The sequence below is a fragment of the Bradyrhizobium sp. th-b2 genome (assembly GCF_000426785.1).
GTDB classification, from domain to species: Bacteria; Pseudomonadota; Alphaproteobacteria; order Rhizobiales; family Xanthobacteraceae; genus Bradyrhizobium; species Bradyrhizobium septentrionale.
The window spans coordinates 1-23,286 of record NZ_AUGA01000008.1 but is presented as its reverse complement, the minus strand read 5'-3'; the positions used below and the strand labels follow the sequence as shown (position 1 = coordinate 23,286).

Here is a 23,286-nt window from a genome sequence, read left to right as displayed (position 1 = left end):
TGTCCGCTCGCAGTGAAGCGTCAACTCCAGTCGAGCTTGCCAGCGGGCGCACGTAATGTGACGGCACGACGTCGACATTTCGATGCATCGTGCCGCTACGCTGGCCGCGATTGCGGCCGAGGATCTCAATGTGCTGGGGCGGCGTCAGCGGCCGTCGAGGGGTTGAAGAGCCATGGCGGCCCACCGCTTTTGGGCTTGTCGGACTGGTACGGGGCGTCTATGCAACCATCTCGCCAAAGGCTCCCTACCTTGCGGATTTTATTCAGCACGCTGATTTGAACACAACCACACCTACGAGCGTTAGACATGAATTCCGAACTGATCGAAAAGCTGGACCGCAAGACTGCCAGGATTGGTATCGTGGGCCTCGGTTACGTCGGCCTGCCGCTCATGCTTCGCTACAGCGAGGTGGGCTACAAGGTCATTGGCTTTGATATCGACCAGACCAAGGTCGATGCGCTTCGCGACGGCCAGTCCTATATCGAACATATCTCGAGCGCGAGCATCAAGCGGGCGACGGAGCTCGGCTTCGAGCCGACCACGGATTTCTCGCGGGCGCGAGAGGTCGACGCGCTCATCCTCTGCGTTCCGACCCCGCTCAACAAATATCGCGAACCCGATCTCAGCTTCGTGCTGAACACCACGGAATCGCTGCTGCCATATCTCCACAAGGGGATGGTGCTGTCGCTCGAAAGCACGACCTATCCCGGCACGACCGAGGAGGAACTGAAGCCGCGCATCGAAAAGTGCGGCTTCAGCGTCGGCACCGATATTTTCCTGGTGTTCTCGCCGGAACGCGAAGATCCCGGCAACCAGAACTTCTCGACCCGGTCGATCCCGAAGGTCTGCGGTGGCTGCACGCCCGCGTGCCTCGAGGCCGGCATCGCCCTCTATCGTCAGGTGATCGACAAGGTCGTTCCGGTGAGCTCGACACAGGCTGCCGAGCTGACCAAGCTGCTGGAGAACATCCATCGTTCGGTGAACATCGGCCTCGTCAACGAAATGAAGATGGTCGCCGACAAGATGGGGATCGACATTCACGAGGTGATCCGCGCGGCAGCAACCAAGCCGTTCGGATTTGTGCCGTACTATCCCGGTCCCGGCATCGGCGGGCACTGCATTCCGATCGACCCGTTCTACCTGACCTGGAAGGCGCGGGAATACGGCATGCATACACGTTTCATCGAGCTCGCTGGCGAGATCAATTCCTCGATGCCCGATTACGTGGTGTCGAAGATCTCGCTGGCGCTCAATCAGAGGCACAAGTCGATCAGCGGCAGCTCGATCCTGGTCCTCGGCATTGCCTACAAGAAGAACGTCGACGACGTTCGCGAGTCGCCTTCCGTGCTGCTGATGGAGAAGCTTCGCGATCTCGGCGCCAAGGTCGCCTACAGCGATCCGCACGTTCCCGCGTTCCCGAAGATGCGGGCGCATTCGTTCGACCTGGCGAGTGTCGCGCTCACCGAGGCCAATCTGCGGCGCTTCGATTGCGTCCTGCTAGCGACCGACCACGACAAGTTCGACTACCAGCTGCTCGGCGCGCACGCGCCGCTGCTTGTCGACTGTCGCGGCAAGTTCCCTGAGCCGGCAGACAATATCATTCGCGCGTAGACGATATCATTCGCGCACAGGCGATCTCGTCGCGGCGCCGGCTATCTCGCCCACCCCGTGCCCTTTCGGGTGAGACGGGTTCGAAAGCGGCGCGCTAGCCGGCGCTTGCGCCTTGTAACTGTCCGCCCGGCGCGGTCGTTGACGCTGCCGTCTGCTCGAAGGCCGACCGCGGCGTAACGTACCAGAGCAGAAAAAGCAGGCCGGTGCCGTTGGTCAGCAAGGCCGTCGAAAGCGGTACATTGAGCAGAACGTGCGGCAGGACCCCGGCGGATAGCAGCACAAGTCGCGGGGGCAGGCCTGCCGACAGGCGATTGCCAAGCGCGATGATCAGGCCGCAACCGAGCGCGGACAGCGGCGCGAGCACGAGGCCGACCGACGCGATTCCCTCGGTGGCGAACAGCGAGGCATTGAAGGCGCCGAGATCGTAGGCCTTGGCCATGACGGCCCATATCGGTTCGTCGTAGGCGCATGCAGCCACGAGCTTCACGACGTTGATCTGGCAGAAATGGGTCAGCGGATGGGCTGAGAAGTAGTTGTTGTAGACCTCGAGGGCGAGCGACGGGATTGCGATCATCCTGTTGTTGACGGTGCCGAAATAGACCATCCCGGGTCTGAACGGAATCACGCCGGTCTTGACCAGAAAGACCACGGCAACGCCGACGAAGACAGGCAGGAATAGCGAGAGGATCGTCGTAAGTCGCACCTCGGCCAGTTTGCAGATGAGCGCGAGAAGCAGCAGCCAGAACGGAGCGAACAGCGCCATCTTGGTCAGCATGATCGGGTAGAACAGAACCATCAGGACCAGAGTGATCGCTGCCTGCCAGTTCCGCTTGCTGACGACGAAGCACGCGAAGGCGAAAGGCAACAGGGCGTTCGAGGCGATCGAGGTTGCGTATCGAAGGAAGCCGGGAAACTCGATCTCCGCGCGATATTTGTACATCTCGGAGAGATCCACCAGCTTGAGGTGGTACAGAGCGCCGATGCCGACGATTGCGGCCGAGGCGATCAGGATGACGGAAGGCATCATGTGAAAGGCGCGTGCCGGCATGACGATCGCCTGCCGCACAGGCGCGGTGATGAACAATGCAGGGGCAAGGAATGCAAATCCTGAAAGCACGATCGAGACAAGTGCCAGGCGGTGATCGTAATCAAGTAGCGAAAATTCGATCAGCCAGAGATATCCCAGGATCATCATGTAGAAGTAGAAGCCGACGAGATAGCCAAAGCTGAAGCGTACGATCGCGAACAGGATGACGACGGGGCTGAGCGCCAGCACATTCAGGATGGCAGCTGTGACGTGCGTCTGGTCGATACCGGTGACACCCGGAAACGTATCGACGGCCGTGATGAAGTAGAGCGAAACGCAACACACCACGATGTGGGCATAGGCGAGCAGGGCAAGTTTGGCCTGGAGCCAACCAAGCTCTAGCTGAGTGATCCGATCGTTCATTCTCGCTCACCGCCGTATCGGGCTGTACGTTTGGACTGTTCCATTTGCTGGTCATCGCGCCAGGCCGACTGGGCCCCCACGATCGCCAGACGATGGCACCGTCCTGGGCCTAGTGACTTGGGCCTAGGGACATGACACGGCGCCGATAAGACGACAAGAATATGCTTGTATTTTATTCCATTGTTCCTGCCCAATGGCGTGAATGCCGCCCGCTGGAATCGTGCCGCGCGTTTGCCGAACCGACGGCCTCTGGTACACTGTCTGGATAATTGCACAGGCGGGATTGGATGAAGGGTATCATTCTTGCTGGTGGCACCGGGTCTCGGCTTTACCCGGTGACGATTGTCGTGTCGAAGCAGCTCTTGCCGATTTTCGACAAGCCCATGATCTATTACCCGCTCTCGACCTTGATGCTGAGTGGCATCAGGGAGATTCTGATTATCTCCACACCCCAGGATCAGCCGTTGTTTCGCCGGTTGCTGGGTGACGGCTCGGACTTCGGTCTCAAGCTGGAATACGCAGGCCAGGACCAACCTCGGGGGCTGGCCGATGCCTTCATTGTCGGGCGTGATTTCGTTGGCAAGGACAACGTCGCCCTGGTCCTCGGCGACAATTTGTTCTTCGGTCATGGGTTGCCGGAGATATTGAACCGCGCCAGCGCGCGAGCTTCGGGAGCGACTATCTTTGGTTATGTCACCAAGCGTCCCCAGGACTACGGTGTGGTCCAACTCGATGGGGATGGACGGGCGATTTCGATCGAGGAAAAGCCGCGTCTGCCGAAATCCAATCTCGCCGTGACGGGCCTATACTTCTACGACAATGACGTGCTCGAGATTGCGTCCTCCATCAAGCCCTCGACGAGAGGCGAACTCGAGATCACCGACGTCAATCGCGCCTACATGGAGCGCGGTGAACTGCATGTCGAGATTTTGGGGCGCGGCTTCGCGTGGCTGGACACCGGGACCCATGCCTCCCTGGTCGAGGCCAGTCATTTCGTGCAGGTCCTCGAGCAGCGCCAGGGCCTGCGGATCGCGTGTCCGGAAGAGATCGCGCTGAGGCTCGGCTACATCTCCCTTGACGCCTTTCGCAGCGTTGCGGAGCGGAATGCGAAGAGCAGCTATGGCGAGTATCTTTTGTCGATCTATGATAGCTTTGCCAATTCGAAGCGGTCGCACTGAGGTCGGCGCCAGTGGTGCCTAACAAAGCAACGATCTTTGTCACCGGAGGAGCCGGCTTCATTGGCTCTGCCGTTGTTCGGCGGTTGCTGAATTGCACTGACGCCTCGATCATCAATGTCGACAAGATGACGTACGCGTCCAGCCTTCACTCGATTCCGTCGGAGTTAAGCAGCGAACGCTATGCTCTCTCGAGAACGGATATCTGCGACAGTCCGGGCTTGCGCAGTCTGTTCGATCTCTACCGGCCTCGGGCCGTGATGCATCTTGCTGCGGAAAGCCATGTCGATCGCTCGATCGACGCGCCCAGCGATTTCATCCAGACCAATGTTGTCGGCACCTTCACGCTGCTGCAGGAGTCCCTGCGTTACTGGCGGGCCTTGGAGCCCGCGGAGCGCGACGCGTTCCGGCTCGTTCATGTCTCGACGGACGAGGTGTTTGGCACGCTGGGTGCGGATGGCCATTTCGTGGAAACAAGCCCGTATGCGCCAAACTCACCTTATTCTGCCAGCAAGGCCGCTTCCGATCATCTCGTGCGTGCGTGGTACGAGACCTACGAACTGCCGACCGTGGTGACAAATTGTTCCAACAACTACGGACCCTATCAATTTCCTGAGAAGCTGATCCCTCACATGATCATCAGGGGATTGGCCGATGAGGCGCTACCTGTCTACGGTGATGGTCAGCACATCCGTGACTGGCTGTATGTCGAGGACCATGCGGAGGCGCTGATCCGTATTCTTCACCACGGGAACGTGGGGGAGACCTACAATATCGGCGGCAGGAGCGAACGCACCAATCTCGAGGTCGTGGAACTGCTCTGTACGCTGCTCGATGAGGCCAAGGGGGCCGAGACCGGCGCGCACAAGCGCCTGATCTCGTTCGTGAGGGACCGCCCCGGTCACGATCGCCGCTACGCCATCGACCCGTCCAAGATCGAACGAGAACTCGGCTGGAGCCCGCAGGAGAGCTTTGAGGCTGGCATCAGGAAGACGGTATATTGGTACCTTGATAACAAGCCCTGGTGGGAAGAGATTCTTCGGCGAGGATACCAGGCCCAGCGGTTGGGATAGCCGACGCCCTTCCAGGCCCGCGGGGCTTTGGTTGATGCTTGGCGGCTCCTGAAGCGCCTCAGACGTTCCCTGGCGAGAGCGGAGACCGAGGTCGTCGCGCCGGTTGTTCCGGCTGAATTGCGACTGTCGCTGCGCTGACGGGATTGGCCCGCTCGCGGCACGCAGTCGGTCTGCCGACAGCGAAATTGAAGCAGAAATCGGGGCCGAATCAGATGTTGGCAGGACGAGCAATACCGGATATTCGGCGTCGGATGCGTCGAAACACACTATTTGGCTGAAGCAGGTAAGGGCCGCTATGACTGACACTCAACAGGCGATCGACGCCGCCAATGCGGCGTTCTGGGACGAACTGTGCGGCTCAGCGGCAGCCCGCGCGTGGGGCATCACCGATTCCTCGATGGAGTCGTTGCGGCGCTACGACGAGAATTATTTCCACTTCTATCCGTATCTCGAGAAATACATCGACTGGAAGGCGATGCGCGGCAAGCGCGTGCTCGAGATCGGGCTCGGTTACGGCAGCGTCTCGCAGAAGATCGCGGAGAGTGGCGCCGACTTCACTGGCCTCGATATCGCGGCGAATCCGGTCACGATGGTCAATCACCGGATCAAGCAGAGCGGGCTGAACGGCAGGGCCGTTCAAGGCAGCATTCTCAGCAACTCGCTTCCCGACAATTCGTTCGACGCGGTTGTCGCGATTGGTTGTCTGCATCATACCGGCAACCTCGCCGCTGCAATTGCGGCCTGCCGCCGGCTTCTGGTGCCAGGCGGACGCCTCGTCGGCATGGTCTACTATGCCTACTCCTACCGGCAGTTCGTGCTCGAGCCGAAACGCGCGCTTCGCTATATGCTGCGTGAACTCGGCGGCTATCGCGGAACCTTCCGCGACGGTGAAACCGCCGCCTACGATAAAACGCAGGACGGTTCGCTGGCGCCGGCGACCGAATTCATCTCGGCCAGGTCGTTGCGGAAGATCTGCGCGGGATACTCGAATTTTCAGGCGGTCCCGGAGAACGCCGATCAGGAACGGCCATTTAAGCTCTGGAAGCGTCCCCAACTCCTTGCCTCGCCGATCCCGCGGTATTGCGGACTGGACATTTATTGGAGCTGCAACAAGTCGGGCGCGTGAGATCGCTACTTGCTGTTTTTGGCCCGCACATTTCGCGGCCTATCGGTTATGGCAGGCTCGAAGCATGACGCCGCGGGCCGTGCCGCTGGATCGGCCCATACGCCTTGCCTAATCCCAAGTTTTCTGGGTAATGGACGTTACCGTGCGGCTTGCAAGGCCGCTTGTTCCCTCGGCTGTTCGGCTGGCTGCAACGGTCGGCCGCGAGACAAGACAGGGCCTGTTGCATGATCAGATTTGGCCTGCTCGGGTGCGGGCGTATCGCCAAGCGTCATTCCGATCTCCTGGGTGGCAATCACATCGAGGGAGCAAGCCTGGTTGCAGTCTGCGATCCGGTTCGTGCCCGCGCCGATGCGGTTGCCGCGAAGTTCGGGGTTGCGGCCCATGACGACATGGACGAATTCTTGGGCCGCAAGGATATCGACGCTGTCGCTGTGCTGACGCCGAGCGGGCTGCATCCCGCGCATGTCATCGCCTGTGCCAGGGCCGGCAAGCATGTTGTGGTCGAGAAGCCGATGGCGCTGCGGCTGCAGGACGCCGACGACATGATCCGGGCCTGCGATCAGGCTGGTGTCAAGATGTTCATCGTCAAGCAGAACCGCTTCAACGTGCCGGTGGTCAAGGCGCGCGAGGCGCTCGATGCCGGCCGCTTCGGCAAGCTCATCCTGGGGACGGTCCGGGTGCGCTGGTGCCGTGACCAGGCCTATTACGATCAGGACCAATGGCGCGGCACCTGGGCCTATGACGGCGGCGTGCTGACCAACCAGGCGAGCCACCATGTCGATATGCTGGAGTGGTTCTTCGGCGATGTGGTGAGCGTGCATGCCCGCGCGGCGACGGCGCTGGCCAAGATCGAAACCGAGGACACGGCTGTCGCAACGCTGAAGTTCCGCAACGGCGCGCTCGGGATCATCGAGGCGACCACGGCGGCGCGTCCGACCGATCTCGAGGGGTCGCTGTCGATCCTGGGCGAGAAGGGCACCGTCGAGATTTCCGGTTTCGCGGTCAACCAGATCCGGCACTGGCGCTTTGTCGATGAGCTGCCGTCGGACAAGGACGTCGTGGAGAAGTTCTCGGTCAACCCGCCGAACGTGTACGGCTTCGGCCATCAGGCCTACTATCACCATGTGGTCGATTGCCTGGAAAACCAGCGCGCCGCGCTGGTCGACGGGCTCGAGGGCCGCAAGAGCCTGGAGCTGATCTCGGCGCTCTATGAGTCGATCGAGACCGGCGAGGAAGTGGCGCTGCGCTTCACGCCGCGCTTGAGCCGGTTGGGTGTCGTTTCGTGAACCGGCCGGAAGTGCATCAGGCCAGCGTGCGCGATGTCGCGTTCGGCGAACGCGTCAAGATCGTCGAGCCCTGCAACCTTTATGGCTGCACGCTCGGTGACGACTGCTTCGTCGGTCCCTTCACCGAAATCCAGAAGGGTGTGGTGGTCGGAGCGCGCACCCGCGTGCAATCGCATGCCTTCGTCTGCGAACTCGTCACGATCGGCGAGGACTGCTTCGTCGGGCACGGTGTGATGTTCGTCAACGACACGTTCGCAACCGGCGGCCCTGCGCGCGGACGCAAAGAGCTGTGGCGCGAGACGGTGATCGGCAACCGGGTGTCGATCGGCTCCAATGCCACGATCATGCCGGTCCGGATCGCCGATGACGTCGTCATCGGCGCAGGATCGGTGGTGACCAAGGACATCACGACGCCCGGCACCTATGCCGGCAATCCGGCGCGCCGGCTGCTGGCGAGCCAATAGGGGATATCCGATGCCGGTGCCGTATGCCGATCTGCAACTGCAATACCAGTCCATTAAGGACGAGATCGATGCGGCGATCGCCGACGTCATCCGCGACAACGCCTTTATACGCGGCAACTATGTCGACCGCTTCGAGCGTGAGTTTGCCGCGGCTGCCGAGGTCGCCCATTGCGTATCCTGCGCCAACGGCACCGATGCGCTTTACCTCGCGATCCGCGCGCTAACGGTAAAGCCCGGCGACGAGGTGATCACGACGGCGCATTCGTGGATATCGACCGCGGCGATGATAACCCATTCCGGCGCAACGGTCGTGTTCTGCGACACCGATGACGCGACGTTCACGATCGATCCGGCCGCGATCGAGGCCGCGATCACGCCGCGCACCGTCGGCATCATCCCGGTGCATCTGTACGGTCAGCCGGCGGATATGGACGCCATCATGGCGATCGCGCAGAAGCACAAGCTCTGGGTGATCGAGGACTGCGCCCAGGCCCATCTCGCGCGCTACAAGGGCCGCATGGTCGGAACGTTCGGCGAGGCCGCGACCTATTCGTTCTATCCCGGCAAGAATCTCGGCGCAATGGGCGATGCGGGCGCGGTCGTCACCAACGATGCGGCGCTCGCGGAGCAGATGGCGATGCTCGCGCGTCATGGCGGACTGGTGAAGCACCAGCACCATGTCGAGGGTATCAACAGCCGGCTCGACGGCATGCAGGCCGCGATTCTTTCGGCCAAGCTGCCGCATCTCGAGGCGTGGACCGAGGCCCGTCAGGCCGCTGCCGAGGTCTACGATGCCGGCCTCAACCAGATCGAGGACGTCGTGGTGCCCGAGGTCGCGCCGGCGCGCAGCCATGTCTACCACCTCTACACGATCAGGCATCCGCGCCGCGACGCGCTTGCCGCCCATCTCAACGCCAATGGCGTGCAGACCGCGATCAACTATCCCACCGCGCTGCCATTCCTGCCGGCCTATGCGCGGTTCAATCACCGGCCGGAGCAATTCCCGAATGCCCATCGCGACCAGGGCCAGATCCTCTCGCTGCCGATCTTCGCCGAGATCACGCGCCAGCAGCAGGACGAGGTGATCAATCTCGTTCGCCGATTGTAGCGGCGCAGCCTTGACTTTTTCGCGAGCGCCGCGCGATAGCGAGTTAGCGAGCTAGATCGTTCCCGCATCTCTGCAACCACCACAGACCCCACGGCGCTCCTGTCGGATTAGCGCCGACGAATATCGTCACGTAGCCAAGTCCCTGGGGGCTACCGTCTCTCAAATGTCCCGAACGCGGACACAAGGGAACTAGCAACGGGATATGTTGAGGTTTCTAGCTCATGTCTGAACCAGCGATCGCCGCCCCCCCCACCATGTTTCCCGCATGGTGCGACGCTGTCGTGATGTTGACCTGGTCGGATTGGCATCTTGAGCCGCGCTCGAACCGCTTCCATTATGCGACCCGCTTCGCTCGGCATCTGCCCGTCTATTTCGTGCAAGCCGACAGCTTTGTTCAGGAAATCTCCAGCGAGAAAGTTTCGGGCCACAACATCGAAGTGGTGCATGTGGCCTCGCAGGACAGCGATTCCCGCGCCAAGGCCATTCAGGCCTTCCTGCGCACGCGCGGCGTCCGCAATCCACTGATGTGGATCTACAATCCCAATTTCGAGCGCCTCGTCGCGCTCTCCGGTGCACCAATGCGCATCTTCCATGCAACGGAGGACTATCTCGGGCAGAACGGGCCGCTGGCCAAATCGTTACGCGGTGTCGAACTGATTGAAGCAATCCGCAGAATAATCGCACAGTGCGACCTTGTCGTCGCCGTTTCCGACGGTGTCGCAGACAATTTTCGTGTGAATGGTCAATATAGCGGAGACATGATTGTCCTGCGTAATGGCTGCGATTTCAGCTTCTGGCAAGCAAGCGGTGCGGCTTTCGACGCCCCCAGCGAGGACGCTCCGAATATCGCGATCTTCCAGGGAAATCTCAATGGCCGGATTGACTATGATCTCTTGATTGAGCTCACGGAACGCATGCCGGATTGGACGTTCGAATTCTGCGGCCAGATCGCTCATGCTCCGCCGGGGTGGCAGACTCTCAGCGGCAGGCCCAATGTCCGTTATCTTGGTGTGCTTGAACCGCAAGCGATTGCCGACGCTGCCCGCGGCGCGCGTGTCGGCCTGATCCCCTTTGAACGGGCTGATTACATATGGCGGTCGTTGCCTCTCAAGGCCTATGAATATTTGGCTTGCGGCCTTCCAGTTGTCAGCGTGCCCATAGAAGAATTGCAGAAGCACCCGGAAATGTTTGCAATTGCCGGTGGTTCTGCCGCCTTTGAGGCTGCCATGCGCGAGCGGGCTGCCTCGCGCGCCGATCCGGAAATGATCAACAAGCGACTCGCGCATGCGAGGCGCGTTTCCTATGACGAGTGTTTTGAGCAGCTACTGTCGCGCATGGAAACAACCATGCGCACGATGGAAGGGCGGCGGCCGCGGCTCAATATCCTTGTCTTTTATGATGAGAGATCCGCTCACCTATCTAGTGTGCGATCCAGTCTCGACGCCTTCTCTTTGCATTCGTCCTGCCGAATGCATTTCATGAGTGGCACGGCGACTTGGGGGCCGACATTTGAACCGATCGACCTGCGGATGTTCGATGCAGTGATCATCCATGACAGCATCGACCTTTCGGCTCCACAGCATTTGGGGCATGATATTGCCGCGTCCATTGAGATCTATGATGGTCCAAAACTCCTCCTTTCGGGCAAAGAGCTCAAAAATACGGAACGGCTGCGCCGCTCGATCGAGCGCATGAGCATTGACTGCGTTTTTACTCGCGTTCCCGAGCCAAGCATCGCACGCGTCTATCCGCCGGACCGCTTCGGGATCGTCGATTTTCTACCGATGCGAGACGCTCCTGCGACCGAATCGAGCGCGGGCCACTATGTGCGCCGGACTGCCGAACGTGGGATTTCGCTGTGCAGCCGGTGGAGCAACCCGCCTTTGCTGGCCGGCAGGTCGGGATACGAAGCAAAATGGGCTGCACAGGAAACTGAAAGGTTAGCCGTCGAGTGCGGCCTAATCGTGGATTTCGCTGAGTATGGCTCCGGCACTCCGGCCAGTGAGTGGTATCAACTTCTTGGCTCCAGCCGGGCTATTTTCGTGGCCCCCCCCATATCGTTGCCGTTAGATGACAGCGGTGCCTTGGAGGACCTTGCCAGCCAACATCAAGCGATGTCACATACCGAATTCGCTCAGCGCTTCCTGTTACAACAGGATGAGCCGATCCGCTTGAATGAGGTCCCATCCGAGATTTTTGATGCCATTTCGACACGCACAGCGCTGGTGTTATTCGAAGGCAAATATGGGGACGTTTTGACGCCGGGTCGTCACTATCTTGCTCTCAAGAGCGATCTCTCGAATGCCGAGGACATATTCGAAAAGATCAAGGATGATGCTGTTATCTCTACAATGACCCAACAGGCCTATGAAGACATCATTGCTTCGGGGCGCCATAGCCTTAGGAGAGTCGTCGACGACGTTGACGATTACCTTCAAAAGCGCGCTCGAGGGCGCAAGCGGGCGACGCTTGTCACGCTTCCGATTTTTGCGGTGGCCGCGGGCCAGCAGATGCAGATTGCCCAACGCAAGGGCAGCCTGCGCGCGATCCTCGATCAAGTAATCCCGCCAGATGTTTTCACCCAGGACCAGATCTACAATCATCTGCTGCCGGCGGGCGCGCAGCTATTTCCGACGCCGCCTCCCGCGACGGAGGCGCAGATCGAGAAGGTGATGACGGCTCTTGAGGCCGTGGCTGCCGATTTGAAGGGTATGGGCGCGGCGGTTCAGCAGATCGTCGAGAGCCCGCGGCAGCCGTTCTGGTATCGCGGGGCTCAGGCCATGTGGCAAGCAGTACCTGCGTCCGTGCGATTGCGGCTGATCGAACGGATGCGCGCTCTGCGCGGCCAGTAGTAACCACGCTCGGCCCTTGCCCGTCGGCCTCCAAGGCAGGTTCTTCACATGTGCGGCATATTTGCTTCAATCGGCTTCGAGCCGCAACGCAGGGCTATCGACATTGTCGCCCATCGCGGGCCTGACGGATCCGGCTGGGAAACCTATGAGAGCTCGCGCGGCCCTGTGGCGCTCGGCCATCGCCGGCTGGCAATCATCGATCTGTCCGATCATGCACTCCAGCCCATGGCGGATGCGACCGGACGCTGGCATCTCACCTTCAATGGCGAAATTTATAATTATCGCGAATTGCGCGAGGAGTTGCGCTCGGCAGGCGCGCATTTCTCGACGGAGAGCGACAGTGAGGTGCTGCTTCAGGCGCTAATTGTCTGGGGCGAGGCAACGGCTCTTCCCAAGTTGCGCGGCATGTTCGCCTTCGTTCTCTGGGACAATGTCGAAAAACGCCTCATCGCCGCGCGCGACCGGTTCGGCATCAAGCCACTCTACTGGGTGGAGACGGCGCAGGGCGTCGCCTTCGCGTCCGAGATCAAGCAATTGCTGGAGCTGCGCCACATTGCCCGGAGCGTCAATTTTGCCCGCGTGCATGATTTTCTCTTGACGGGCATGGCCGATCATACATCCGAGACCATGTTCGCCGGCATCCGCCAGTTGCGCGGCGGCGAATGCGCGATGCTTGACGCATCAACCGCATCAATCCGCCGCAGCCCCGTTATCCGGGCCTGGTATGCCTATTCGACCGCGACGATTTCTATTGACGAGGGTGAAGCGGCGAAGCGTTTCAAGGCGCTGCTAACTGATGCGGTTTCGACCCATCTACGCTCGGATGTGCCGCTCGGCTCTTGCCTGTCGGGAGGACTCGATTCTTCCTCCATCGTTTGTCTGATGAGCGACATGCTCGGCTCGCGCAAGGGTGGACCCAAGGTTGAGACGGTCTCGGCTTGCTACGGCGAAAAGTCTGTCGATGAAAAGCCTTTCATGGATGAGGTGGTGCGCCATGCGGCCACCCAACCGCATTTCATCTACCCGCGCGTTGAAGAGGTTTTTGCCCGCGCCTCGGACATTGCATGGCATCAGGACGAGCCCTTTGGCTCGACATCGATCTTCGCCCAATGGTGCGTCTTCGAGGAGGCCAAGCGCGCCGGACTAAAGGTGATGCTCGACGGGCAAGGTGCGGACGAGCAGCTCGCGGGCTATCACGGCTGTTATTACTATTACCTCGACCGGCTGTCGAAGGATCGCCAGATTGGGGAATTGCTGGCCGTGATCTGGGATCGTCGTCGTAAGCATCGCACCCCGCTGCGCCAGCAGTTCGACCAGTTCGTGCGCCCACTCCTGTCCGAACGACTGCGTCGGCGCATTCCCGCCGCCCCACCAACAGGGCCAGTGGCGCGCCATTATGGCTGGTTGGACACCGATATTGTGGCCTCGGCCGGCAATCCTACCAGCGCCATGGCCACTGCGGTGGCCCCGTTCGGATTGGAAGTCCCGCATGACATCAAGAGCTTTTGCTTTGCAACAGCCTATGCATCCAATCTCCAGTTGCTGCTGCACTGGGAGGATCGCAATTCCATGGCCCATTCCATCGAGGCGCGGGTGCCTTTCGTCGATCATCCCCTGATCGAATTCTCCCTGTCGCTGGGGGACCAGCATAAGATGGTCCGCGGCACTACCAAGAAGGTCCTTCGGCGAGCGATGCGCCGCATTCTGCCCGACAAAATTACTGACCGGCACGACAAGTTGGGCTTTGCGACGCCTGAGGAAATCTGGTTCAAGGGCATCCTGCGAGAGCCGGTGATCGACGGCGTCGAGGCTACGCTGCGGCGCTTTCCAGGTCTGATGGATCCCGATGAGACCCGTGCCCTGGTGCGTGACTCTCTGGACGGCCGACGGCCTTTCGATTTCGCACCCTGGCGCATCGTGAGCCTTGGCCAGTGGGGCGAGCGCTTCGCGGTAAGCCTCTGAACCGCTGACAATGCCGGGGGCCTGTGCTAGGCATACCCCGCTCTGCGACCAATGAAAGTCGGGCGGCCAGGGTGCTGCGACGTGTCTATCGGGAGCGGTGGCAATGTGGGACATGGCAAGTAGCGCGGCGCTGGAGCGTCGGATGGTTGGGGGGCTTTGAGCACCCGCTCAAGGCATGAGCGTAGCGACGAAACAACAGAACTTGCAGAGGACTATACGTGGCGGGTTTTCATCACGGAACAATGCGATTCGAGCGTCCTTACCTGAAGATCGAAAATGACATTCCGGTCTTTGAGGAGAACGACGCCTATATCGAGAACTATGACCGGATCGCGTCCGATCACCTGGAAGGCTTGCGCCGAACCGGCTCGAATCCCTTCATGAGCGAGAAGCAGATTCAGGAGACTATCCAGTCTGTCCAAGATCTTGTCAGGGCTCATGTTGCGCCAGGCTCGCGCCTTCTTGACGTTGGCATCGGGCTTGGCGGCCTGATGGCTACGCTCACAGAATATGAGCGTTACGGCTTGGATATCGCCATGCCTTACTTGCAGGAGTGCAAGAAGCTGGTTCCCAACCTGTGTTTGTCACGGATTGAAAATGCACCCTTCGAGTCGTCATTCTTCGATGCGATCGTGACGGTGGACGTATTGGAACACGTGTTGCAGCTTGATAGGGCCATGCAGCAGATTGACCGGATGCTGAAGCCAGGCGGTTACATCATCGTGGATGTACCAAACGAGGAGCGCCTGGACTCCTATCTGCCTTCCGAGTCGGTCTACGATTATGTTCACGTTCGCGGGTTCAGCCTAAGTGGGTTGCGGCTGCTGTTTCAAAGAATCTGGGGCTATGAATATATCGCGCACCGGTTTAGCGGTTGGCTGCTGAACAGCTTCGACAACTTAAAACTATGTATCCCGGAAGGGACCGGACCTGTTCAGGACATACTGAACAGCGAAGAAGCGCAAGTGCCAGAGCTGGATGGCCTGCGGAGCTTGAGGCACTACGACCAGGATCGGCTATCGCGGGATCTTGTCTTTCTGCGCGACCGCCATCCCGATCTGGCCCGGAAGTTATTTCACCATATCTTGCGACCCGTCGAACTGACTTCCGTTTTCCGCAAGCCGCTGAGCGCGCGGTGACAGACGATGCCCTTTGCTTCGTATGGGGAAGTATCCCCCGAGCGTGTTTTGACATTCGTTCTCGCGAGTCAATGCTTGCTGCCAGAAGTGCGAACGCCTAAGACGGCGTCGCCGAAGCGAGTGCTTGGACCTTGCCGTTGCGCAAGAGGACGTCGCTCTCCGTAAAGCGGACGATTGAAAATGATGCGCTGGTTTGAAATTTATGGGCCGCGGCTGTTCCATGCCGTTCGGCACGACGTGCGTCAACGCTATGCGGGTTCGGCCTTGGGTTCTGCTTGGGCGGTCCTGTATCCGGCTGCCATGCTGGCTTTTTATGCCACGATCTATGTCCTCATATTCCAGGTACGCGCGCCAAACATAACACCAGCAACATATACGGTTCTGGTGATGAGCGGCCTTGCGCCAATCTTGATGTTCTCGGAAAGCTTGTCATCGGGGCTGGGGATTATCATCGCGCACCGTACATTGCTCATGAATACGGTGTTTCCCGCGGTGTTGCTGCCGCCTCGTTCTGTCCTGGCAAGCCAAATTCCATCCCTTGCGGCACTGGCAATCACAAGTGTGGCCGCGATCCTGCTGTCATCGGCTTCGCCGATCGCGCTGCTTGTCGTGCCCGTTACTTGGATACTACTGATCATGTTCGTGATGGGATTGGTTTGGATTTTTTCGCTCGTTGCGCTGGTTGCGCGCGACATCCAACAGGGGATCGGAATCGTAAATATGGCGCTCATGGTTCTCAGTCCCATGGCCTACACCCCGGAAATGGTTCCGGCGCAATTGAAGTTCATCATTTGGTTCAATCCGTTGAGCTATTTCGTCCTGTGTCTGCAGGCGCCTCTGGCGCTCGGAACCTGGCCGACGGCCTTCGCGATGACAGGTGCCGCTGTGCTGGGACTAGGTACTTTTTTTGCTGGTCTGGCGTTCTTCCGTCGAGCCCGCTTTGCCTTTGTTGACTTTGCTTGACATGTCCAAATCCCAACTACCCGCCATTCGCTTCGATCATGTCACGAAGGTTTATCGCCTGGGGGCCGGACCGAAGGATCAACTGCTCGAGGCCCTTGGTCTTTCAAGATTCGCCGAGCGCAAGCAGACTATCACCGAATTCCGAGCCTTGGACGATGTGTCCTTCACTCTCGGCCGTGGACGACGGATGGGCATTATTGGTCGCAATGGCGCGGGCAAGACGACACTGCTTCGCCTGATCTCCAGCAATTTTCGTCCCACCACCGGCACTATGGAAGTCAATGGCTCGATCCAGGCCCTGATGACCATGGGGCAAGGCTTTCATCCCGATTATACAGGGCGGGAGAACATTCAAGCTTCATTGCAATACAATGGGCTGTCCAATGCCGACACCCAGGCGGCGTTCGATGACGTTGTTGATTTTTGTGAGCTGGGCGCCTTCCTGGATCAACCGTTCAAGACTTATTCAAGCGGCATGCAGTCGCGTCTGATGTTTGCGACAGCGACAGCAATCCGGCCAGATATTCTGATTGTCGATGAAGTGTTGGGAGCGGGTGATGCCTATTTCCTCGCCAAGTCAAAACAACGTGTCGATCAGATAATCAAAAGTGGTTGCACGCTCCTGCTCGTCTCGCATGCGATGGGACAGATCTTGGAGCTGTGTGACGAAGCTATCTGGCTCGAGGGTGGCCGGATTGCGAAGGTCGGGAGTGCTCTGGAAGTCGTGAAGGCCTATGAAGAGGCCGTGTATGGTGCGATGCCTGGTAGTGGCGACCCGTCTGCAACCCGACGCAAAGTCATGGCGGACGGCGGGCTGAAGGAATCTACGGCAGCGCTCCGGGCAACCGAACCTTCGCCACCCTTCGCCGACGGTCTCACCGATCCTGCCAGCGCCCTGCTTGCCCCACAGTACAGGCAGATTCCGTATTTTACGCCTCATATGCAGCAGGTGAGCTTGCCGGTGGTACCCGCCGAGATGGCAAGGAAGCTATCTTTCGCTGCACCTGGCGGGATCTCGCGATGGGAATCCGAGGGAGGCTTGAAAATTGTTGGGTTCAACGTGAGCGGCCCAAGGGGGCAGACAGATCGTATTACTTCGCTGCAGCCGGCGAAGTTCACAGTCTTCCTTGAGGTCGAGGAGGCCGGCGAATTCGACTGCACGTATGGGCTCGCAATTCATGATCTTCAAGGCCGCGCCATGTCCCGCCTCTTCGCGCCGCCCGATCGATTCGATGCAAAGCCGGGGGACGGCCGCCGAATAGAAATGATCCTTAACCCCAATCAGCTTGGGCCAGGCATTTACACGGTTGGCATCTCGATACTTGGAAAGACAACGATCGAGGCCGCCGGACATGCAAAGCGCTACGACCTCTTAAGTCGAAGTTTTACAATCACAGTGGAGCTTCCCGACAGCTACGCCAATGCGAGCGCGGAATTCTTTCACACGAGCGAATGGCATTTTTCGGCGGTAGAACTGCCTGCTCCGGACAATAGCCCATCGAGTGACGAACAGGCCTGAACGCGCACGCCACACGCATTTGTTCTTTATTCATCAGAGCAATTGCTTAGAATGAATGCCTGGCGCCGCAGGATCCAACGGAATAGGAGATGCACGTGGGGCCGGAATTTCCAAGGCCTCGCCTGGGCCGGCGCGCGATTGCCAAGGCCGGGCGGGTACTGTTCATTGCATATTTTGAACCGCACGGCACAGGCGCGATTATCGAGAACATCGCATTCTGGCAGCAGCACAGTCGCTACGATCTTGAAGTCGTGAATCTTTGGCCGACGCGCGGCCCCTATTTCACACTGCCGCAGAGCGTCAACCTGGATGATTATGATGCGGTGCTGATCCACTGCACTGTGTCCTACAATCCGGACAACGCATTTAGCCTTGATTCAGAGCTGGCCCGCGGCTTCTCTGAATATGACGGTGTCAAAGTCCTGATGAAACAGGATGAGCAAGTTCGCACCGGACGGTTCCCCGAATTTTTGCGAGCCAAATCGTTCGACGCTATCATAAGTTGTGTGCCGCCTGGTGAGGTTGATCGGGTCTACCCGCGTGCAGTGATCGGGGGCGTGACTGTTCTTCATGCTTTGACCGGATACGTATCTTCGGCGATGCTTCAATGGAAGCGCCCGCCACTTTCGGCAAGAACCTTCGATGCCACCTATCGCGGCTCGCTTCAGCCGCTTGAATTCGGGCAGCTGGGTTTTGACAAGCGCAAGATTGCTTATGACCTAAGTCGACTGTTCGACAAAGAGCCCGACATTCACTCCAGCATTTCTTGCCGTTGGGAAGACAGGCTGTCCGGCAATGATTGGGTATCCTTCCTGCAAGAGTCGCGAATTGTGATCGGCACGGAATCCGGCGCCAATCTTTTCGATTTCGACGGCAACGTGGCGGCGTGGTGCCGCAATTTCGAAGAGACCAGTGCGAACGGCGACCGGTGGTCAGAAGCGTTTTACTACGAGGCGCATGCTGCGTTCTTGCATAAGTATGAAGGCAATGTGCACTATGCCCAGGTGTCGCCCCGTCATTTCGAGGCGGCGGCTGCCGGCGCCGCACAGATCCTCTATCGGGGTGATTATTCTGACCTTTTCCATGCGGGAATACATTACTTCCCTCTCGAGCGCGACCTTAGCAATGCGCAGGCGATGTTCGAATTTATCAAGGACGAGCGAGCTCAGGCTCAAATGGCCGAGCGCGCGTATGAGGACATCATTGCCAACCCTCGCAACACATATCTGCATTTTGTGGATCGCTTCGACAATATGTTGGAAACCTGCTTGACCTCGAAGGGTCTGAAGAAGCGGGCGGCGAGAAAGGCTGAAGCAGTCCAGGCGAGAACGCCAGATGTCTGCAGGCCGAAGGCGGTGCTACTCGTGCCCCATCGGGTAACGCTCGATCCGCGAGTGCAGTGGCTGTCGGCATCGTTGCAGGCGAAGTTCGATGTCTGCGAGTTAGCCGCCTACGCGATGGAAGGTGCTTCACCTTTGATCGAGAGGGTCGATGGTAGATTGCTGCGCGTGAGCGTGGACGATCGACGCCATGACTGGACGTGGTTGCAAGGAGAAATCTTGAGTGCGCGCCGGTCTCCGGGAATTGACGCGCTCCGGAGCATATATCTTGCCGCGACCTTGCCAGCATCAATACTCGGAACCGCATTCGGCGCAATTGATGCGTCTGCGGCAGATTTGAATCGGTTCCGTCACATCTGCCAGCATTTCTTGAGGGTGAATGGCGCTTTGATTCAAGCTGGAAGAGCGCTCGGGCCCGGAGATGTTGTCATAGCCTGCGATCTTGACACGCTTCCAGCCGCCACTGTTCTGGCTGAAGAAAGTGGGGCGCGGCTCGTGTACGACGCGCATGAATACTGGCCTTATGCGATTCAGGCTTTCCGACATTGGGAATGTGAGTTCTGGGCATCGATCGACAGGGGCTTGGCTGCAAGTGCTGACCTTCGCAGCACTGTGTCCCCACATCTGGCCACCCTCATGTCTGATACATATGGCACGAACTTCGTTTCAGTGCCGAATTGTGTCCCATTGAGTCAGGCGTTGCCGGAAAAGACGACCAAATTCAATGATGAGATCATTGAATACCTGTACCAAGGTATCTTTGCGCCGGGGCGAGGACTCGAAGAACTCACAGATGCATTTGCGCGGACGACTGGGAAAATTAGGCTAAAGTTGCGTGGCCCGGACGGCAGTTACAAAGACGAGTTGAGGGTCCGAGTTGCGTCGCGGGGAGCCAACACGGATCGTATTCAATTTGCGCCCAGCCTGGCTGAGGATGAGCTGATCCCTGCCGCATCCCAGTCGCATGTGGGGATTATTCCCTACCTTCCCAGCAACATAAATAACAAGTTCTGCTCTCCGAACAAACTCTCACAATATCTGGCTGCCGGCTTACCCATCGTCTGCAACGACCTTGAATTTGTGAAGCAGGTGGTGGTGGGCAATGGCTTAGGGCTCAGCATCGATTTTACGAAACCCGATGTTCTGGCAACCGCCTTGGACAAGTTGGCTGAGGATCGTCCGACTCTGGAAGCCATGTCCGTGCGAGCGCTGGACTACTTCCGGCGGCAATTTAACTGGGAGGCCCAGAGTGGGCAGCTGGTGAATACCATTTTGCAATGGGCAGACAGGAGTGAGCGGCAAGCCTCCGCCTTCGACGTAGAAGCTCTTCGTCGGGCTGGCGCGATGACGCGCAACTCATCGCAACTGGGCAGTGTTTTGCCGTTGTTTCCAACGGATCTCCAGCCCTTGCAATTGGAGATCGATCGCCTGAACCAAGTTTATCCGGACGAGATCAAGCGCATAGCGGACGTCTACACCGGCCAGATACAGGATTTGCAGCGCACCATCGACGATCTGAGAACTCAGGTAGGACATTGGGAGGCTGAACGATGGGATCCCCCCCGAAATGACCTTGCCCGAAGGCTAGCGCGGAAACTGCTGCCACTATCCGCTCGCCGTTTCGTTGGGCGGCTCTTGAGTCATAAGTGAGAGGTAAGCCCAGCTAGTATGGTGGCGTGTTGATTTGCCGGTCACTCCGGCATGGCTTGACCTAGGCTACCCGTGAAGGGACCCAATCCGGATCCCGGGCCATGGCCAACTCGCTTGTTGTACGCAAAGGCGCGAGTTTGGCGGAGAACCATGCTGCCGTGATCGCGACATGTGCGCACGCCCACAACCCGACACTTGTCGAGACCTATCGCTATGAAGGTGAGAGCGGTCTCCAGTTGAGGAACGGACCGGTTTTATCAAGCTCATAGAACCTGCAGATAGGGAAAGCCGATTTCGGTCACATCTTAGTCTACGACGTGAGCCGATGAGGGCGCTTTCAGGATACCCACGAAAGCGCACACGACGAGCTCGTTTGCAAGCAGGCCGGCGTCAAGATCGCGTATTGTGCCGAGCGGTTCGACAACGACGGTAGCGTGCTCTCAAGTGTCGTAAAGAACGTCAAGAGGGTGATGGCGGTCGAGTATAGCCGCGAACTCTCCACAAAGATTCACACCGGACAGTGTCGCTTTGCGCGTCCCGCTTACAAGCATGGAGGCAGGTTTCGGGTTGGCGCGAGAAACTAGTGATCCCCGTCCGACTGGAGGAGGTGAGCTTTCTCGTATTGCAGCGTGGCGCATTGTGCGATTGAATGCAGAGGGAAGCCGCCTTCAATCGAACAAATGCCCCAAGCCCGATGAACAGCTCTCTTGTTAGCCGGCCAAGAAGACCCGCGATCTTCTTCGATCGGGATGGCGTCCTCAACAGGGACATCGGCTATCTGTTCGAGAGCAGCAAGCTAGTTTGGATCGACGGCGCTCGCGAAGCGGTCAAGGCTGTCAATGATCTGGGCTATTTTGCGTTTGTCATTACCAACCAATCAGGCGTCGCGAGAGGTCTTTACGAGGAGGCGCATGTCCAGAAACTCCACGGCTGGATGGCGGGCGAGCTTGCCAAGATCGACGCATATATCGACGCCTTCGAGTACTGCCCGTTTCATCCAGAAGGGACTGTGGAGCAATACCGACACGTCAGTGATCGCCGCAAACCCGGACCGGGCATGATCAATGACCTCCTGGAACGCTTTCCGGTGGATGTCGAACGGAGTTTCCTCGTCGGAGATCAGCCCAGCGACCTCCAGGCGGCCAGCGCCGCAGGTTTGAAGGCCTATTTGTTTTCAGGCCCTAATCTGGAGCTGTTCTTGAAGCCTCTGCTCAAGGCGAGATCGGCGCCGAAGGCCTGATAGGCCTCGACGCTGCGCGATTTCATATCCTCCTGCAGCGATTTCGGAAATGCCGCGCCGGTGGGTAATCGCGGTGGCGCGTCCATTTCTAAGATGTCAACAGCGTTCACCGGTAGTAAACAAAAGCTAAAACTATCAAACGTTGAATGGTGGCCAGGCGCATTGGTTAAGGAATCAATGCTTGCTTGTAGGAGAGCGTCGAGCGCTACCTTGGACTTGCGTTTAGCTGCAGGTCGCTTGACGAAGACGGATCGACTTCGCTCTCATTGCGCCCGACTTGGTGGGCGTTCTGGTTCTGCGATAGCCTATCGACTGTTCCGACCGCGATCGATGTCCTTGAGCAAGAGCGTTCGGCGCTTCTGGGCCGCAATCAGCAGCCCCTCGAACATCAAGAAGATTTCGCTGGTTTGGATGAAGACCTCGAGATTCAACGCTTGCTGATCAAATCCGTAAGTCGCCAGGCGAGCCTCGATGTCGTGCGCGGCGGTGCGATCCGACCGCCAGCTGAGGGCGTTTTGACGGAGGTGGGACGTGGCGTGGTCGGTGAACTCCGGTGCAATGCCCGCGAGGTCGATACGGCGCAGCGCGGCCTCAATCGCGTGTTGGCGGTGATCCTCCAGCAGCGCGTGGCGCAGCAGTCGGTAGCGGCGGATCTCCCATGAGAGCTCCGCAATATCGATGGCGAGCAGCCATTCGAGGGCGGATCGCGGCGCGATGTCAGCGAAGACGGCCTGCTGCAGCACATGATAGGCCTCGAGGCTCTCGCCGGGCAGTAACAGCGGCGCGGGCATTAGGGCCTCAAGCTCCAGCGGCAGCGCTGCGACCGCCAGCTGCCGGGCGGCGGGGACAGGCCCGTTCATGACGCGGCGGCCTCCCGGCCGACGGGGCGGGCACCGTTGTCAAGCGGCGCGGTGCGGATTTCCTGGATGGGGCTCGCCTGCCAAAGCTCTTTGGCCAGTGGCAGCGGCGCAATCTGCATGTCGGCCCACCAGGCCTTTTCGTTGCCATGGCGGTGCAGATCTTGGGTACGCATACGACGGAGGCCGCCTGATTGACGCATGCGCGCGGGCACGGCGAGGTCTATGATGGCATTGGGTGAAGGGTGAAGGTCAGGCGGCCTGCTGATTGGCTGGCTTGTCGGCCTGGCGCAGGAGCTTCCATTCCCAGGGCAAGAGCTCGTGCAGACGCGATGCGGGATGATCGGCGATACGGGCCAGGACGTCGGCGAGCCAGGCCTTGGGATCGACGTCGTTGAGGCGACAGGTCGTGATCATCGTCAGCATGATGGCGGCACGGTCGGCGCCGCGCTGGCTGCCGGCGAAGGTCCA

At 59.2% G+C, this 23,286-nt stretch carries 18 protein-coding genes; 14 read left to right on the top strand and 4 right to left on the bottom strand.

Going from position 1 to position 23,286, the window contains the following annotated elements; genetic code table 11:
* Positions 1 to 306 precede the first annotated feature (306 nt).
* On the top strand, positions 307 to 1,611 hold the full coding sequence (locus K359_RS0114045) for a nucleotide sugar dehydrogenase (RefSeq protein ID WP_029079920.1): 1,305 nt from the start codon (positions 307 to 309) through the stop codon (positions 1,609 to 1,611).
* A gap of 94 nt (positions 1,612 to 1,705) precedes the next feature.
* Here K359_RS0114045 and K359_RS51905 read toward each other — a convergent pair whose 3' ends face one another.
* A complete protein-coding gene (locus K359_RS51905) occupies positions 1,706 to 3,061 on the bottom strand; it encodes a hypothetical protein (protein ID WP_051346123.1) in 1,356 nt (451 codons plus the stop codon).
* Between the two features lie 287 nt (positions 3,062 to 3,348).
* On the opposite strand from K359_RS51905, the gene rfbA reads away from it, so the two are divergent.
* The 13 genes from rfbA (at position 3,349) to K359_RS51885 (ending at position 21,958) form a co-directional block, all read left to right on the top strand.
* Complete coding sequence (gene rfbA / locus K359_RS0114035) at positions 3,349 to 4,239, top strand: glucose-1-phosphate thymidylyltransferase RfbA (RefSeq protein WP_029079919.1); 891 nt, start codon at positions 3,349 to 3,351, stop codon at positions 4,237 to 4,239.
* A gap of 14 nt (positions 4,240 to 4,253) precedes the next feature.
* Positions 4,254 to 5,309 carry a dTDP-glucose 4,6-dehydratase gene (gene rfbB / locus K359_RS0114030; RefSeq protein WP_029079918.1) on the top strand — a complete coding sequence of 352 codons (1,056 nt, stop codon included), beginning with the start codon at positions 4,254 to 4,256 and terminating at the stop codon, positions 5,307 to 5,309.
* 295 nt (positions 5,310 to 5,604) lie between these two features.
* Positions 5,605 to 6,435, top strand: coding sequence for a class I SAM-dependent methyltransferase (locus K359_RS0114025; protein WP_029079917.1), 831 nt, complete (start codon positions 5,605 to 5,607; stop codon positions 6,433 to 6,435).
* Positions 6,436 to 6,659: 224 nt separating this feature from the next.
* Positions 6,660 to 7,721 (top strand): Gfo/Idh/MocA family protein, encoded by a 1,062-nt coding sequence (locus K359_RS0114020; RefSeq protein ID WP_029079916.1) that lies wholly within the window; start codon positions 6,660 to 6,662, stop codon positions 7,719 to 7,721.
* Positions 7,718 to 8,185 (top strand): acyltransferase, encoded by a 468-nt coding sequence (locus tag K359_RS0114015; RefSeq protein WP_029079915.1) that lies wholly within the window; start codon positions 7,718 to 7,720, stop codon positions 8,183 to 8,185. Before K359_RS0114020 ends, K359_RS0114015 begins: the two co-directional genes overlap by 4 nt.
* A 10-nt stretch (positions 8,186 to 8,195) precedes the next feature.
* The gene (locus K359_RS0114010) at positions 8,196 to 9,293 is read left to right on the top strand and encodes a DegT/DnrJ/EryC1/StrS aminotransferase family protein (RefSeq protein ID WP_029079914.1); all 1,098 of its coding nucleotides are present in this window, start codon (positions 8,196 to 8,198) and stop codon (positions 9,291 to 9,293) included.
* A 221-nt stretch (positions 9,294 to 9,514) separates the two neighbouring features.
* A complete protein-coding gene (locus tag K359_RS0114005; protein ID WP_084518384.1) occupies positions 9,515 to 12,145 on the top strand; it encodes a glycosyltransferase in 2,631 nt (876 codons plus the stop codon).
* Between the two features lie 48 nt (positions 12,146 to 12,193).
* Positions 12,194 to 14,107: an asparagine synthase (glutamine-hydrolyzing) gene (gene asnB / locus K359_RS51900; protein ID WP_051346121.1), complete on the top strand. Its 1,914-nt coding sequence runs from the start codon at positions 12,194 to 12,196 to the stop codon at positions 14,105 to 14,107.
* 218 nt (positions 14,108 to 14,325) lie between these two features.
* A complete protein-coding gene (locus K359_RS57240; protein WP_156928492.1) occupies positions 14,326 to 15,246 on the top strand; it encodes a class I SAM-dependent methyltransferase in 921 nt (306 codons plus the stop codon).
* Positions 15,247 to 15,426: 180 nt separating this feature from the next.
* Positions 15,427 to 16,209 carry an ABC transporter permease gene (locus K359_RS0113990; protein WP_029079911.1) on the top strand — a complete coding sequence of 261 codons (783 nt, stop codon included), beginning with the start codon at positions 15,427 to 15,429 and terminating at the stop codon, positions 16,207 to 16,209.
* Positions 16,154 to 17,728 carry an ABC transporter ATP-binding protein gene (locus tag K359_RS57235; RefSeq protein ID WP_198031147.1) on the top strand — a complete coding sequence of 525 codons (1,575 nt, stop codon included), beginning with the start codon at positions 16,154 to 16,156 and terminating at the stop codon, positions 17,726 to 17,728. Before K359_RS0113990 ends, K359_RS57235 begins: the two co-directional genes overlap by 56 nt.
* A gap of 95 nt (positions 17,729 to 17,823) precedes the next feature.
* On the top strand, positions 17,824 to 20,718 hold the full coding sequence (locus K359_RS0113980) for a glycosyltransferase family 4 protein (protein WP_198031146.1): 2,895 nt from the start codon (positions 17,824 to 17,826) through the stop codon (positions 20,716 to 20,718).
* 649 nt (positions 20,719 to 21,367) lie between these two features.
* Positions 21,368 to 21,958: an HAD family hydrolase gene (locus K359_RS51885; RefSeq protein ID WP_371261154.1), complete on the top strand. Its 591-nt coding sequence runs from the start codon at positions 21,368 to 21,370 to the stop codon at positions 21,956 to 21,958.
* 305 nt (positions 21,959 to 22,263) lie between these two features.
* Here the strand turns inward: K359_RS51885 and K359_RS0113970 are convergent, their stop codons facing one another.
* The 3 genes from K359_RS0113970 to K359_RS51880 form a co-directional block, all read right to left on the bottom strand.
* Complete coding sequence (locus tag K359_RS0113970; protein ID WP_029079909.1) at positions 22,264 to 22,818, bottom strand: hypothetical protein; 555 nt, start codon at positions 22,816 to 22,818, stop codon at positions 22,264 to 22,266.
* Positions 22,815 to 22,991, bottom strand: a complete 177-nt coding sequence (locus K359_RS64360; RefSeq protein WP_245284598.1) for a hypothetical protein — start codon at positions 22,989 to 22,991, stop codon at positions 22,815 to 22,817. The genes K359_RS0113970 and K359_RS64360 overlap by 4 nt, the downstream gene beginning before the upstream one ends.
* 76 nt (positions 22,992 to 23,067) lie before the next feature.
* A partial coding sequence (locus tag K359_RS51880) for a transposase domain-containing protein (RefSeq protein ID WP_029082166.1) occupies positions 23,068 to 23,286 on the bottom strand: 219 nt, incomplete at its 5' end.